Source organism: Limnohabitans sp. Rim8, assembly GCF_945901735.1.
Classification (GTDB): Bacteria; Pseudomonadota; Gammaproteobacteria; order Burkholderiales; family Burkholderiaceae_C; genus Limnohabitans_A.
The window spans coordinates 63,797-80,278 of record NZ_CAMDLM010000018.1; the positions used below are offsets into that span (position 1 = coordinate 63,797).

Annotated in this window: 5 protein-coding genes; 1 reads left to right on the forward strand and 4 read right to left on the reverse strand. The window is 59.7% G+C overall.

The window, feature by feature from the left end:
• Positions 1-31 precede the first annotated feature (31 nt).
• Positions 32-9,103 (forward strand): S8 family serine peptidase, encoded by a 9,072-nt coding sequence (locus Q0O99_RS10465; protein WP_293751130.1) that lies wholly within the window; start codon positions 32-34, stop codon positions 9,101-9,103.
• A gap of 82 nt (positions 9,104-9,185) precedes the next feature.
• Here the strand turns inward: Q0O99_RS10465 and Q0O99_RS10470 are convergent, their stop codons facing one another.
• From Q0O99_RS10470 to Q0O99_RS10485, 4 genes are all read right to left on the reverse strand, one after another.
• Positions 9,186-10,541: an HlyD family type I secretion periplasmic adaptor subunit gene (locus Q0O99_RS10470; protein ID WP_293751132.1), complete on the reverse strand. Its 1,356-nt coding sequence runs from the start codon at positions 10,539-10,541 to the stop codon at positions 9,186-9,188.
• Between the two features lie 51 nt (positions 10,542-10,592).
• Complete coding sequence (locus Q0O99_RS10475; RefSeq protein WP_293751134.1) at positions 10,593-12,770, reverse strand: type I secretion system permease/ATPase; 2,178 nt, start codon at positions 12,768-12,770, stop codon at positions 10,593-10,595.
• Positions 12,771-12,818: 48 nt separating this feature from the next.
• Positions 12,819-14,303, reverse strand: coding sequence for a TolC family protein (locus Q0O99_RS10480; RefSeq protein WP_293751136.1), 1,485 nt, complete (start codon positions 14,301-14,303; stop codon positions 12,819-12,821).
• On the reverse strand, positions 14,303-16,482 hold a 2,180-nt coding region (locus Q0O99_RS10485), incomplete at its 5' end, for an Ig-like domain-containing protein (RefSeq protein WP_293751138.1). The genes Q0O99_RS10485 and Q0O99_RS10480, both read right to left, overlap by 1 nt.

Consider the following 16,482-nt stretch of genomic DNA (forward strand, 5'->3'; position numbering starts at 1 on the left):
GGCTACTTTTCATCAAGGGAACTCACTGACCATGGCTTACGAACAAGAATCGCCGCTCTACGACGGCCCATCCAACAACACGCTGGCCGGCGCCGACGCGCTGACCAGTGGCGTGAAAATGGTGGCTGCGCTGGGCAGCGCTGGCGACGTGGATTTTTTCCAGATCAACACCAGTGGCCCATCGCTGATCACGTTGGACTTTTCAACCCCTTTGTTGACAACTGCCAGCCATTGGCAGGTGCGTCTGCTTGACAGCAACGGCGACTATTTGCGAACGCTGGCCAGCTCGGTGCTGGGCACCCCGTTGGTCAATGGCGCCAGCCAGATCGGCAGCGACTTGAACGTCGACGGCTTGACCAGCGTGCCCGCCGCCGGCAGCCAGTTCACGCTGGTCACTTCAGGGGCCGACACCACCGTTTACAAAGTCATCAGTGCCACCCCACTGGTGGGTGGCAGCGCCACTTTGACGCTGGACAAAGCCCTGCCATCGGGTTTGAGCGACAACACAGCCTTGGCATTCGATCCGGCCCAATTGGTCACCGGTGTGTCGTCCTCGGTCACAGCGGCCGTAGCGGCTGCGGGGAGCTACTCGATCCAGGTGCTGGCCGACGGCGCGGTCTGGAACAGTGCCGACTACGCGATCACTGCAACCGTGACGCCGACGCTAGAAAAAGAAGGCACAGGCGGCAACAATACCAAGGACGACGCGGCATTCGCCAGTAACCGTTTGTTGGCCAACACCAGCATGACCGGTGCCTTGTCGAGCGCCTCCGACGTGGACTACTGGGTCTTCACCACCGCCAAACCCAGCGACTTCACGGTCTCTTTTGGCTCATCGAGCTCGGCCACCAGCCCGGAATGGAAGATCGACATCACCCCCTGGTCGGGTGCGCCTTTGACGGGGGGCTCGCTGAGCGCGGGAAGCAGTGCCTCGCTCAGCTTACTGGCAAACAGCTTTGCCGAAGCCCAGACTTTTCTGGTGGCGGTGAGCCCCTTTTCTTCAACCGCTTTCAATACCGGCAACTACACGCTCAAGGTGGCCGGTATCGGACTGGACCTCAATGACGCGCCTGTGCTCAGCGTGGGCACCGTCAGCATTCGGGTGCCCGAGCCCGGCGTGGTGGTAGACACCCAGGTGGTGCGCAACGTCTCGGCCGGCAGCACCACGGGTGTGCGCTTGGACAGCCTGTTTTCGGTGACCGATCCCGACGCCATCAGCAGCGGCCAGTCGGTGAGCTACTACCGCTTCAGCCTGACCAATGACTCGGGCCTGAGCAGCGATGCAAGCATTGTTGTTGGAACAGGTGACACAGCCAAGACCTATGGCTTTGATCACGTGACTGACGAAGAGATTGAGCCCCCAGGCAGCGTGATCCTGACTGCAGCCGAAATGGCCACCGCGGTATTTTTGCCAGGAACCACAGCGGCTGGTAGCTCGCTCAAGCTAGCCTTACAAGCCTACGACTCGACCAGCCAGCTCAGCGAGTTGGGTGGCTCGGACCAATCGGGCGCCAGCGCTATCTTGCAACAAACGATCAAGATCGTCAGCGGCAACGTGGGCGTTAGCCTCAACAGCAGCGCTACCAAAACCACCCTTTCCGAGAATGTTTTGGGTGAAGGTACGGCCAAACCGAATAACAGTAGCTTCACACTGGCTTTGAGCCAGGCACCTGCAAACGATGTCAAGGTTTATTTAACCGATGCCAATGACCAGCTTGACCTGTCGGCAACGGTGCTGACCTTTACCAGCGCCAACTACGCCACGGCGCAGAGCGTGACCATCTCGGCCACGGCCGACAGTAAAAACGAAGGTGCGAGCCAGGCGGCACCCTTGAGCTTTCAGGTGGTCAGCCAAGACAGCAGCTATGACGGCTTTTTGGTCAGCCCGTTGAACTTTTTGGTCGCTGACAACGTGGCGCCATTGCTTGCAACGCCAACGGCCCTGGCCTACACCGATACCGACGCCAGTGACCTGTTTGCCGCGCCCACGAGCGGCTCGGTCACAGGCACGCTAACCGCCAGCGACGCGAACAGTGACGGCCTGAACAGTGACATCCTGAGCTACGGTATTTTAGGCGGGACGGACGCAGGCACCACCGTGTCCATGACCAGCAACTTCGGCACGCTGACTGTGACCAAGGCCACTGGCGCTTATGTGTTCAGTCCCGATGTCGGCGGACTCAATGCCGCGGCCAGTTCCACCAGTGCAGATTTCACGGTCACCGTTTCCGACGGCGCGGCGAGCAGCAGCAAGGTCCTGAGCGTCAGCGTCGCTGGCGTTAACGACAAGCCGGTGGTGAGTTTTGGCAGCGCCTCTTTCACGCTGCGCGAGCGTGGTGGCGCCGGCAATGTCGAGCCGGGGACAAGCGACTCGGTGATCGCGGTGGCCCTGGCTGATCCCGAAGGCGTCACCAGCTTCGACGCAGCAGGCCTGCTCAGCCTGGGATGGGCGACCAGCAACAATGGCGTCACCTACACCAAAGTGGGAACCTATGGTACGGCAAGCCTGACCAGCGGCACACAGGCGCTGGCCTATGTGCTCGACGACAGCAAAAGCGCAACCCAGGCGCTGAAAGCCGATGAATCAAAAACCGACACCTTCGCTCTTCAGGTCACGGATGCCCAGGGCCTGACTCAATCGGGGACCGCAAGCTTCAGTGTCGTGGGTGCCAATGATTGGCCGGTGCTCAACCCTGTTGCTGATCGCATGGTTGAACTTGGCAATGCCTTGAGCTTTGACCTCAAAAGTGACCTGAGCGATGTCGATACAGCCGACCTTGCCCTCACGGTGACTCTGGCCGATGGTTCGGCACTTCCAGCCTGGCTGAGTTTTAACAGCGCCACATGGACTTTCAGCGGTACCCCGACGGCCAACGACCTGGCCACACTGAGTATTCTGGTGACCGCCTCTGATGAGCTCGGTGGCTTCGTGTACGACAACTTTGACCTGACTGTTGCCGCAGCCACCCAGGCCGCCGTGTTGCTGGCCGACAGCATCACCGGTGACGAAGATGGCGGCGTCATCAGCGGTAACGTGCTGAGCAACGACGAGGCTTCTACAGGTAACAAACTCAGTGTTGTCTCGTTCACGGTGCCCGGTGAAACACCACTCGACGCTGGCCAGTCCTTTACCATCGAAGGCAAGGGCGAGCTGCTCATCAACACCGACGGCAGCTACACCTTCACGCCGCTGCCCAACGTCAATGGCAACTTGCCAGTCATCAGCTACGAAACCAATGACGGCTCGAGCACCCTGGGCATCACCCTGAGCGCTGTCAACGACTCACCCACTGGCACTGTGACCATCAGTGGCACACCCAATCGAGGTCAGACGCTGACGGCCAGCAACACATTGGCCGATGCAGATGGCATACCCACCACGGGTGATGGCGCGATCAAGTACCAATGGCTGGCCAACGGCAACTACATTGAAGGGGCCACGGCCAGCAACTACACACTGACGCAGGCTGAGGTGGGCAAGGTCATCACGGCGATGGCCAGCTACACAGACCTGGGTGGAGAGCTTGAGAGCGTGCCTAGCTCGGAAACAGTGGTCATTGCACCCGCCGACACGCTGTTGACCCTGGGCGTGAAGATCTCGGATGTATTTCAAATGGTCGGTGACAGGGACTACTTCAAGTTCTCTGTGACCGACCCCGGGGCGCTGACCCTGGCGTTCGATCTGCCGCCCAACGGCGACCCATACAGCTACTTCAGTCTTGAGCTTTACGGCCCCAATGACACTTGGCTCAGTTCATTTTCGAGCGCCGAGAGCAGGACCTTTCCGACCATCTTGGTCCAAGAGGGCGATTACTACTTGGATGCAGGCGCTTGGTATTTCTCTGGCCAAAGCGTGGCCTACAGCCTCACGGCCAGCCTTGTGCCGGGCTCGACTGGGGTGCTTGAGTCCGAAAGCAACGACACCATTCAGACGGCCGACGCGCTGAGCCTGGACACGACTGTCACGGGGCAGATGGCCACGGGTGAGGATCTGGACTACTTCAAGTTCTCTGTGACCGCGCCCGGGGTGCTGACCCTGGCCTTCGATCTGCCCATTGGCTTCGAGTATTTTGACCCCTTCACTTTGTCTCTGTATGACGTCGAGGGCGTTTTGCTCAATTCAATTGCGAGCGGTGTCAGCCAGACCTACCAGACCAGTTTGTCGCAAGCGGGTGACTACTACTTGGCTGTCAGCGCCACCTACTTGTATGACTTCAGCGAAGGCGGCTCCTACAGCCTGAAGGCCAGTCATGTGGTGGGTTCGACTGCGGGGTTTGAGTCAGAAGGCAACAACAGTGCTGATACGGCCAACGAGCTGACCCTGGGCGAGGCGGTCAAGGGCCAGCTCAGCAGCTACGCCGACATCGATACCTTCAAACTGAAGGCCTTGAGTGCGGGTCTTTTGACGCTGAACTTCGATCTCAGCGACGGTTCGATGGCCGTCAACAGCGTCAACAGCCTGAACAACGTCGATGACACCGACAACACCGACTACCCGGACTACACCGACGACGGCGATTACCCCGACTACACCGATTACTCTGATTACTCTGATGCCTTCAGCGTTCGGTTGGTGGATGCGGATGGCATGGTCATCGCGTCGTTCAGTGCCGGAAGCACGCAAACCTTCAAGGCCTCGGTGACAGAGGCAGGAGATTATTTTGTCGAGATTGCGTCAAACGACTACTACTACAGTGCCGAAGCTTACGAGCTGACAGCCTCTATAGAGGCAGTGGCCGAAGGTTTCGAGATTGAGCCCAACGACTACTACCCCAACGAAGTCCAGTCGGGCCAACCAATCACGGGCAAGCTCTCGACACCAGAGGACGTGGACTGGTTCTTTCTGAACCTCGAAGCCTCAAGCGATTTGAAGATTACTTTCGACGCCCCGACCGACAGCGACGAGAGTTACTTCCAGGGTTGGTTGTACGATGAAAACGGCTACCTGTTGGTCAGTGATGTCACAGGCAGAGACGTTGAATTCACGGTGGGTGCGCTGGACGCCGGCTTTTATTACTTTGGCTTGTCCACGTCAAGCAGCGACTTGCACAACGCTGGGGATTACGACCTGACCCTGACCGCGCTCGCCTCTGCTGTCAACATCGAGGCAGAGGACAACAACAGCCCCATCTCTGCCAACCCATTGGCCTTGGATGCCCCCATTTCCGGCAATCTCGAGACGGCTGACGATATAGATGTGTTCAGCGTGGACCTGAGTTCTCAGGGCATGCTCACCGTCAATTTTGAAAGCCCGACCGACAGCACCTGGAACGATTACTTTCGAATCGATGTCCACGACCCTGACGGCAAGCTTTTGGACAGCCGCAACACAGGGGTCAACACCGCCTTTGAGGTGAAGTTGCCCGTTGATGCGCAGAAGGTGCCCATTGAGGGCACCTACACCGTGACCATCGCTGCCGTCGGCACCGAGGACCACAGCGATCTCGATTACCGCCTCTCTGTCAGCGCCTCCGCAGCCGTGGTGGAAGAGCAGCTGCCCGAAGGTGCCATCCAGGGCACGCTCACCGACGACACCCTCAAAGGAACGGAAGACGACGATTTGATTTACGGTCTGGGTGGCAGCGACCTGATCGACGGTGACGCCGGCAGCGACACCGTGGTCTTTCAAGCGGACAGCGCCGAGCTCAGCATTCACGCCGTCGGCGGCCTGACCGCGGTGCGAGGCGGCTACGCAGCGGGAAACCATTCCTACACAGTCAGCCGCCTGTGGAACGTCGAAAACATCAAGACCGCGACCGACGACATTCCCCTGGGCGCGGACAGTGTCACGCCTTTGCTGGGCACATTCGATTCGGACCGCATTCTTGGAACCGCCGGGGGCGACCTGATCGACGGCATGGGCGGCAGCGATTTCATAGACGGCGCAGCAGGCACCGACACCTTGGCGCTGTTCGGCCCCAGCGATCATTTTGTGGTGACGACCGTGGCTGGCATCACCCGCATTGAAGGCACTGAAGACGCCAATGAATATGCGGGCCATGTGTCACGAACAGTGGGTGTCGAGACCCTGGGCTTTATCCGCAACGAGACACAGACCTTGCAGGTCAACAACACCGCAAAGATCTTTGGCTCCGAGGGCAGTGACAGCCTCACCGGCACCGTGGCCAACGAGATTTTCGACGGCCTGGGTGGGGCTGACCAGGTCGATGGTGGCGCAGGCAGTGACACCTTGGTCTTTTTTGGTCGATTCAAAGACTTTACGGTGACGGCGCCCACGGCGAGCAAGCCCGAGCTGACCATTGTGGGCAAAGACACCGCCGGCAAAGACTATGCGGGCCACACCGTGGTGGCCAGCAACATTGAAAAGCTCGCCTTCACCGACGTGCAGATCGATGTGAACAACCCCCCTGGGCTGGTGGTCTCGCCGGCCAGCACCTTGCTGGCCGAGGGTGGGGCGGCCACCGCCTTGAGCCTGTCGCTGGCGGTCGAGCCCAGCCGGTCTGTCACTGTGGCGCTCAATGTAGGCAACCAGCTGGCCAGCAGCCCCCTGCAGCTCACATTCAATGCCCTCAACTGGAACACCCCACAGACCGTGCAGATCAACGCGGTCGATGACAGTGCCGCGGAAAGGCAGCACAAAGCCGATCTGAGCTTCACGGTCACCAGCGATGACCCGCAATACGCCGATGTGAAGGTCAATCCGGTCACTTACGCCATTTCCGACAATGACACGGCAGGCGTGGGCAGCGTCAAAGGGCAGCTGTGGAACGACGCTGACAAAGACGGTGTGGTCGATGCGGGTGAGCAGAAGCTGGCCAATTGGGTGGTGTTTGACGACATCAATCGCAACGGCCGGTTGGATACAGGTGAAGCCAGCACCAAGTCCGACACCAGTGGCAAATACCAGCTCGATGAGCTGAGCAACGGGGAGCACACCATCGTCGCGCGGGCCGAGCCAGGCTGGAGCCCCACATTCCCCAGCATGAGCAACTCGGCCGCCTCCATCATCGTGAACGCGGCCGGCTCGAGCGCAGTGAAAAAAGGCGAGGTGGTCGAGACCCCCATCAGTGCGTCGGACGCGAACGTCCTGTATTCCAACCTTGGTCTGGCCACCAACATCGCCGCTTTTCATGCAGATGAGCGCTTTAAAGATGTGAAAGGCAAGGGCGTGTCTGTGGTCGTCGTCGACACGGGCATTGACCTGAACCATCCTCACTTCGGCCCCGATGCCGACAACAACGGCATTTCTGACCGCATTGTTTTTAATTACGACTTTGTAGGCGCCAACGACAACAATGCCAGCGATGTCGATGGACACGGCACGCACGTGGCCGGCACGGTGGGCTCGTCTGATGCCAACTACCTGGGCGCCGCGCCTGAGGTCAACATCATTGCCCTGCGCGTGTTGGGCGATGACGGCTCCGGCACCGGTGCCGACATCATGGAGGCGCTCAATTGGGTGGTGGCCAACGCCAGCCGCTACAACGTGGTGGCGGTCAACCTGTCCTTGGGCGATTCGTCTTTTGACACCCTGCCCAGGGAAGGCTACTTGACTACCCAGTTCAAGGCGCTTACCAATGCGGGCGTGGTGGTGGTGTCAGCGTCTGGAAATTCGTACGCCTACGAGCAAATACAGGGTGTTAGCTACCCTTCCTCAGACCCTTACTCCCTGTCAGTGGGCGCTGTTTTTGCATCTGACGGCACATTCGATAAGCACGTAGGCGTTGCAGACACCATCGTCAAATTCTCTCAGCGGGCCGCCACGGAGTCTGATATTTTTGCACCCGGGGTGAATATCATTGCGGCTGAAAACAATGGTGTAACTGCAGGGGGTGGTGCTTACTCGCTCAGCGGGACCAGCATGGCCTCACCAGAGGTTGCGGGCATGGTGGCCCTGGCCCAGCAACTGGCCATGCGAGAGCTGGGGCGGCGACTGTCTTTTGAAGAAATGCGGTCCCTGTTGAAAACAACCGGGGACAACATTGTTGACAAGGAAGACTTAACCGACGACGTCCTCAACACCGGCCTGACTTTCCAGCGCATAGACATGCTGAGCCTGGCCGAGGCCATTTTGGCGATCAAGCCGCCAGCCTCGCACACGGTCACCATCACCAATGGCGTTGCTGTCGAAGGCAAAAACTTTGGCTTTGCCTCTGGGGCCGTTGTTCAAGGGCTTTCGGCCAACGATTTCATTGTAGGCGCCAGCCTCAGTGAGATCTTGCGAGGCGGTGCAGGTGAAGACCAGATCGACGCCAGCGAAGGCGACGACCAGATCTTTGGTGAGGTAGGCGACGACCGCCTCAACGGTGGCGCTGGCAACGACGTGATTGATGGCGGCGCAGGCAACGATGTGGCCGTTTTCAGCGGTCCCCGCGCCAACTACACCGTCAAATGGTCCAGCAGCGCGGGTTCTTTTTCGGTCAGCTCTGCCGCTGAGGGCGCAGACACTCTGGTGGGCATAGAGACCCTGGCCTTTCAAGATGTCAATGTGGCTGCCAGCGCCTTGCAAACTGGCGTCACAGTGGAGGTGCAGGCCTACGCATGGAAGAGCCATGTGTTCCTCAATGATGTGAGAGTCGGGCTTGACGCTGAAACCGGCCGTGACACTGCAGGGCAGGGCACCGCTGTCTTCAATGATGTGCTGGATCCTGTGCAGCTATCAGCCACGCGCGCGGCCACAGACGACGCATCGAGTGCAGCCGTGAGCTTGCAAGACGCCATCGCCATCCTCAAGTTGGTCGTTGGTCTGCCAGTCAACGGCAGTGGGCAGGCGCTTTCGCCTTACCAGACGCTGGCGGCTGACTACAACGGCAACGGCAGCGTCGAGTTGTCCGACGCGATTGATGTGCTCAAGTACGTGGTCGGTCTGCCGGGTACCCAGCCCAGCTGGAAGTTCCTCAACGAAACCACGCCCATTGCCGGTATCACCGCCAACCCGACCGAGCCCGGATCCATGCCCGGGCTTGAAATGCCCACCGACAACGGCACCTCAACGCTGCGCGTCGGACTGGTTGGATTCCTGCGGGGGGATGTGGATGGCAGCTACGCCGGCGCCGCCAACGCCGAAGGCTTGAGCCAGGATTACTTCACGGCGCTGGCCATTGAGAACGGTCTCAACGCCAGCCAGTTTGGGGTGTACTGAGGCACAGGGCCTCAGTGGCGAACAACCACCACCGCGATCAGGCAGGGATAGGCTCAGGCGAGGCCTTCCAACGGGCAACCTGTTATCTCTCCCTGAATGCGTTTTCCTTCAGGGCGACGATGGGTTTGGACAGGTACTGAAGGATGGTTTTCTTGCCGGTGATGATGTCGACTTGGGCCTGCATGCCGGGCAAGATCAGCAGTTTTTTGTCAATCACTTCAATCGCCTTGGCCTGGGTCTCGATGCGGACTTGGTAGAAGGCTTCGCCTTTTTCGTTGGGCACGGCGTCGGCACTGATGTTGGTAACCGTGCCATCGAGTGCGCCGAAGATCGAGTAGTCGTAGGCAGTGATCTTGACGCGGGCGTTTTGCCCGAGTTTGACGAACCCGATGTCCTTGGGCAAGACCATGGCATCAAGCACCAGTTCGTCGTCGGCTGGCACAACTTCCATGATGGGGTCGCCGGGCTTGACGATGCCGCCGATGGTGGTGACAAACACGCGGTTGACGATGCCCTTCATGGGCGACTTGATGTCGGCGCGCAAGATTTTGTCTTCGATCGCGGGCATGGCCTGCTTGAGTGGGCCGAGATCGGCCAAGGTGCGGTTGAGTTCGTTGAGCGCTTCCGATCGGAATTGGCGTGTCAAAGCCTCTTGGCGCGAGACGATTTCGTTGATTGCTGAGTTGACCCGTTGGATGCTGACCTTGGCCACGTTGACGCGGCTTTCCTGCTCGACGAGGGCGCGGTCGGCTCGCACCAGCTCAAGCCTGGGCTCCAGGCCGCGCTCGACCAGTCGGGCGATGGTGGCGCGTTCTTCACGGCCGAGCAGCAGGCTTTTTTGTGCGCCTTCCAGCGTGACCTGGGTTTCTTCCAACTCCCTGCGCTTTTGCTCGATTTGAGAATTGAGCACGCTGATTTGCGACTCCTGCTCCAGCTTTTTCGACACCAAGGTCGCTTGCTCTGCCGCCATCAGGTCGGGTGCCGATGCCATGACTTGCCGGGAGAATTGTGACGGCTTGCCGCTGGCTTGGGCCAGCAGGCGGGCGGCGCGGGCGTCCAGTGCCAAGATTTGCTGTTGGCGCGCATTTTGGTCGGCGTTGAGTTGCACATCGCTCAGCGTGAGCAACAGCTCACCGGCCGCCACGTGTTGGCCTGGCTTGACCAGCACCGACTTGACGATGCCGCCTTCGAGGTTCTGGATCACCTGCATCTTGGCCGAGGGCATGACGCGGCCTTCGGCGCGGGTCACATTGTCGACTTCAGCAATCGCAATCCAGGCAAACAGCGCCACAAAAAACAGGGCGATGCCCCACAGCAACAGCAGCGATGCACGCTTGATCTGGCCCTTGCCGGAACCGCTGGCGACGATGGTGCTGGCACCTTCACCGGCGTAGGAGTCAACCCATTTTTTGAGGCGGTTTTGAAAGAAGTTGGACATGGCGGGGGCAGGTGCGCTGACGTAAAGGGTAGGACGTGAAAGGAGCGGTGTTCAGGACGGCGAAGCAGGGGCCGCCGCGGCCGGTGCAGTGGGCTGCGCCACAGCCTGCTGGCGCCTGAGCAGTTGCTCTGGCGTTCCCTGGGCTGCAACCTTGCCTTGCTCGATCACGATGATCTTGTTGACCATTTGCAGCAAGCTCGCCTTGTGTGTGATGGTGACAAAGGTGCGTTGGCCAATTTCGCTGCCGATTTTTTGCAACAGCGCGGTTTCCGCGCCCTGGTCCATGGCGCTGGTGGCTTCGTCGAACAGCAAAATTTGCGGCTTGCGTAAAAGTGCCCTGGCAATCGCCACGGCCTGTCTCTGGCCGCCCGACAGGCCTTCGCCGCGCTCGCCCAGTCGCAGGCCATAGCCTTCGGGGTGCTGCTTGACGAAGTCGTCGACGCCGGCAATCTGTGCGGCGTGCAGAATTTCGGCGTCATTCGGGTAGTCGCCGCCCAAGGCGATGTTTTGTTTGATCGTGCCGCCAATGAGCCAGACATCTTGCAAGACAACGCCCAGAGCCCGACGCAAGTCGGCTGGATCGATCTGGCGCACGTCCACACCGTCGATGAGCACCGAGCCCGAGTCCGGTTTGTAAAGGCCCAAAATCAGTTTGGAGACCGTTGTCTTGCCCGAGCCGACCTTGCCGATGATGGCCACCTTGTCACCCGGGGCGATTTGAAAAGACACGTCGTCCAGCGTCGGGCGCGAAGCGCCGGGGTAGCTGAAGGTGACGTTGCGAAACTCGATCGCGCCCTTGAACTCAGGCCGGCTCAGGAACACCTGACCATGGGCGTGTTCACGCTCGTGCGACATCAGGAGGTTCAGCGCTTTGTAGCTGGTGCTGGTCTGGTTGATTCGGGTGAGTAGTTGCGTGATTTGCGCCATGGGGGCAATCGCCCGGCCCGCCAAAATTGTGCAGGCGATGATGGCGCCAAAGCCGAGCTGGCCATCACGAACCAGCAAAGCGCCGATGGCAATCACGCCGACTTGAACAAACTGCTGCGCCATGTTGGCCACGTTGGTCGCCAGTTGCGCCAACATGCGGGATTTAAGACCAATGTGCGATTGGTGCGATACCGCGTCCTGCCAGCGCCGGCGCATCATTGAGCCGGCGCCCAGCGATTTGATGGTTTCCAGGCCGTTGAGTGTTTCGACCAAAATGGCGTGCTTGTGGTGGCCGTCCTCCTGCGACTCTTTGACCAAGCGGCTCAGTTGGGGCTGTACCGCCAAGCCCGACAACAGCATCACCGGAATGGCCAAAAACGGCACCCAAAACAGCGGCCCGCCAATGAGCCAAATCACGAACAAAAACAAGATGGCAAAAGGGATGTCGATGAAGGTCGTCAGAGTGGCCGAGGTCAGGAAGTCACGGATCGACTCGAACTCCTTCATCATGCTGGCCACGGCGCCACTGCTGCCCCGGCGCGACTGCAGCTTGGCGTCCAGCATGTGTTCAAACAAGCTGTCGGCAATCGCCGCATCGGCCTTGGCGCTGGCCAAGTCCAGAAAGTAGCCTCGCAGCGTGCGAATGGCAAAGTCACTCACAAAGATGATCGCCACGCCGATCAACAACGCCACCAAAGTATCGGTGGCGTTGTTGGGGATGACTCTGTCGTAAACAATCATCGAAAAGACCGAACTTGCCAGTGCAAACACGTTGACCAACAGCGCCGCCATACCCACTTGGATATAGATCCAGCGTGTACGTAAAATCGGTCCCCAGAACCAATGGCCATGGCGGCCCTGACCCGCTGTAGGGGCCGATTCGTCGCCGGCGCCGAGTTTGCCCAGATCGCGCTTGGACAGGCACAGGCAACGGCCAGTCAGCCGGCCAAAAAGGTCCTGTTTGGAGGTCCATTCGGGCTTGTCTGAACGATTGGGATCCACCACCAGCAGCAAGCCTTCATCGTTGACCGAAAGCAGTGCCAACGCGCCAACTTCGTGTGTCAGGCAAATGGCTGGCAATTCGGGCAGCGAACTCAGGGCGCTGTCGTGCTCGTTGATCTCGACCTCGTAGCCCAAGCTGTCTGCGGCCTCGAGCAGATCGTCTTCGGTCCAAAAGCCCAGTGAGCCATTGATGCGCGCGCGCAGCGAGTTCGATGACATGGGCTGCTCGTGCCAAGCCAGGACAGCCCTCAGGCAGGCCTCCAGTGCATCGATCTGTTGGGGAATGGATTCGTTGTTCATGCGTTGAGGTTCACTGGGTTCGACGGACATCGTACCGAGCGACAAAAATCAGTCACGGGGGACCGGCGTTTGCGCTGGTAAATTGAACAACGGTGTCAATTCGTCTGCCAGGTGCAACAGTCGGTAGCGGGAAAGGGAATGGTCGACCAGGCCGTCAACCAAGTCGCGGCCGGCTATGTAGAGCTCTTCTTGCGAGCGCAGCAGGTCCAGCAGGGTGCCTCGCCTGAAAGAGAACTGCTCACGCACCGCCTCCAAGGCCAGCGCGGCGACCTGCACGGCTTCCTTGCGGGCGTTCAGTGCGGCGGTGCTGTTGTTGACGTCAGACAGCGCTTGCGAAGAGGCGCGCTCGATCTGGCGCAGCAAGTTGTCCTGACCCAAGAGTGACTCGGTCACCCGCTGCTCGGCCTGGCGTTGCCGAGCGGCCTCGGCACCACCAGCGTAAAGGTTGTGGCGCACGCCCACGCCGGCTGTCCAGTCCAGACCGGGAACGCCGGGGCCACCCATGTCACGGCGGCGCGCGCTGAGGTCCAGGTAAAAGCTGGGCAGCATGGCAGCGGCAGCGGCTTTGGCTTCGCGGCTGGCGGCTTCGGTTTGAGCCTTGGCTTCTGACAGCAAAGGGCTGACTGCAAATGCTTGCGGTGCAGCCATTTTTGGCAGGTCAATCGGTGCGATTTCGGGCAGCGCGATTTGCCTTGGCGGTGGCGCAGAAAACATTTCACGGTACACCGCCTCTGCCGAAGTGAGGCGTATTTGCGCCGCAACCGCAGCCGACTGGGCGTCGGCCAGGCGCGCTCGCACGCGCAGCACATCGCTTTGAGAGCTGCCACCGAGTTGCTCGCGTTCTTCAATGAAGGACAGCACCTGCTGGCGCGACAAGGTGTTCATTTGCGTCACGCTCACCAACTGCTGCGCGCGAAACAGCTCCAGCCAAGCTGACATGACACGCAATGTGATTTCTGAGCGCTTGGAGTTGGAACGTGCGGCAGCAGCGTCTTCCAGTGCTGTGCGTGCCTCGGTTTTGTGGTTGACACCCCCAAAGTCATAAAGCAGTTGGCTGACAGTCACCGTCAATGCTTTGGATGGATCTTCATAGGCCGGCGTCTTGTTCCAAGGCGTATTCACTGCATCGTAGCGTCGGGTTCCGCTTTCAAGCTTGCTTGAGACCTGAGGCAAAAAACCGGCAAATGCCTCACGCGTAGCGGCAGCAGCCGTCAGGCGCTGCTCTTGGGCCAGTGCCACTTCTGGATGCGCCAGCACGGCGGTTCGTACGCCAGGGGTGATGCTGCCCAGGCTCACCCGGCTGGCCGGGCCACTGGCCCAGTCCACCGCTTTTTCGAGGTAGCGAATCAACTGGTCGGCCACCGAGTTCACCCGCAACTGCTCGAAGGTGTTGGCGATTTTGCCGACCACGACCGGCGCATCACCTGGCTTGTCTGCCGCCCAGGCCATCGCCGTACCGCAGGCCACCGCCAGGATCAGAGGCTTGAGTAAAAGCGCCCCCGTCAGGGGGCGCGGGAAACGCGGTAAATGCATCAAATGAAGGTCAATGCGGCGGGGGTGAGGTTGGCTGTGACATTTCCGGAGAAATCCAGCGCAATCACTTCGCTGAGGGCGGTGGTGCCTGTGGCAGAGTTGCTGTCGTACTGGATGCGCAACTGGGTGGTGTCAGTTCCCGTGACATATTTCACCAACATGTGGAGTTGGTTGTCAGTGACGGTGCCCAGGGTGTCGGCATCGGTAACGATGGCTAAACTACCGGCACCGCCCACGGTGGCACCTGCCGTTTTAGTTACCCCTACGTCAACAATGTGTTTTTTGCCATCAGCGGTAGCGAGCTCCGTTGTGCCTGCATCAAGACCGACTTCAAAAGTACTTACAAGCGAATCAATGATCAGCCTCACTGAAAAAGCTTTGCCTGTATTGGTAATAATTGGATTAACAACAGTTCCATCGTCTGGGGTGGCTAATGCTGCAAACTTGCCCGTTGGTATGTTGAACGACTCACTCAATGTATCGATCCACACGGGTGCCGTGACGGTTTCCTGCAGCACATCATCGAAATATGAGAATGTTGCAACACTAACCTTTGTCAATGTTTTTGTCAGGTTCACGTTTGTTGCGTTGTAGGCCAAGTCAATGACAGCTCCAGTGATCTTGGATTCATCGACATACGCTGAATCAAAGGCCACGTCGAAATTGACCGTTGTCTTCCCATTCGTCGCATTTTGCGAGAGTGTCAGGTTTTCAAGTTCAACAAAACCCGCACCCGTGTCCGCAAGCGCACTCGAGGTATACCCGGATATCGTCTTCAAAATCGCCGACAGGTCAATCTTGTCTCCCGAGCCAAACCCGCCAATGAGGTCCGGCGCTGCAGCCGTCGATGCGCTGGCAGTGGCCAGCTTGACCGTGTCGTTGCCGCCGCCGCTGAGGTCGATGAAAGTGGACAAGGCGCTGCTGCTGGTCAGGGTGTCAGCGCCTGCAGTGCCCACCATCAGCGACTGGCTCAGCTGCGTTGCCGCGGTCGATGCATTGCCGGCCACGTCTATGGCGGCTTCGGCGGCCACATTGACCGTGAACAACTGGTCGGACGTGCTGCCAGGTGGCGTGACCACCAAGGTGTAATTGGTGCTGCTCACGGCCGTGAACGTGCCCTTGGTCGTGCCCTGCGGCACCGCCACGTCGCTGGCATCAAAGCTTGTGACGGCTTCACTGAAAGCAAAGTTAAAGGTGTAGTTGCCAGGCGCTTTTGTCACGACCACGCTGGGCGCGGTGGCGTCCAGGGTGAATGCCAGCGGGTTGGAGGCACCGCTGGAATTGTCGGCCAGGTCAGTTTGCTGCACGCTGACCGACTTGGCCCCGTCACCGGTCACCGCAAAGCTGCTGCCGATGCCCGCGTTCCAGTCGGTGCCGTTGAGGCTGTACTGCCAGCTTGCGCCCGTTTCCAGACCCGACACGGTGACGGTGCCGACGTTGGTGATGCTGTCGTCCGCGCTGCCACTGTTGGTGTAGGCCAGTGTTGGCTTTGCCGCGACAGTGTCGAGCGTGAACGTGAACGCTGCCGACGCGCTGCTGGTGTTGCCTGTCACGTCAGTTTGTTTGACGCTGACCGACTTGGCGCCATCGCCCGTGACGGTAAAACTGGTGCCTGTACCCGGGGTCCAGGTGTTGCCATCGCTGCTGTACTGCCAGCTGGCGCCGGGCTCCAGGCCGCTCACGTTGACCGTGCCGACGTTGGTTTTTTTGTCGGTGTTCACGCCGCTGTCGGTGGCCAGACTCATGCTGGGCGCGGCGGCGGTGCTGTCGAGCGTGAAGGTCAGTGCGCTGGAAGCTGCACCCAGGTTGCCGGCCACGTCGGTTTGCCTGACGCTGACCGATTTGGCGCCATCGCCCGTGACGGCGAAACTGGTGCCGTTGCCGTCATTCCAGGTGCTGCCATCGGTGCTGTATTGCCAGCTGGAACCACCTTCCAGACCTGTGACGTTGACGGTGCCGACGTTGGTGATGGCGTCGTTGCTGAGCCCACTGTTGGTGGCCAAGGCGATGCCAGGTGCGGCCGGCGCAGCGGTGTCAAGCGTGAAACTCAGGGGCGCCGAGGTGCTGCTGACGTTGCCAGCGGCGTCGGTTTGTTTGACGATGATTGATTTATTGCCGTCGCCTGTGAGGGGGATGCTCGAGCCTGTGCCGGCGCTCCAAGAGTCACCGCTGTTGGTGC

Bases quoted from the DNA above. Each gene is read 5' to 3' on its own strand.
- Q0O99_RS10475 (WP_293751134.1), bottom strand. From the start codon at position 12,770: ATGAACAACGAATCCATTCCCCAACAGATCGATGCACTGGAGGCCTGC.
- Q0O99_RS10480 (WP_293751136.1), bottom strand. From the start codon at position 14,303: ATGCATTTACCGCGTTTCCCGCGCCCCCTGACGGGGGCGCTTTTACTC.
- Q0O99_RS10470 (WP_293751132.1), bottom strand. From the start codon at position 10,541: ATGTCCAACTTCTTTCAAAACCGCCTCAAAAAATGGGTTGACTCCTAC.
- Q0O99_RS10465 (WP_293751130.1), top strand. From the start codon at position 32: ATGGCTTACGAACAAGAATCGCCGCTCTACGACGGCCCATCCAACAAC.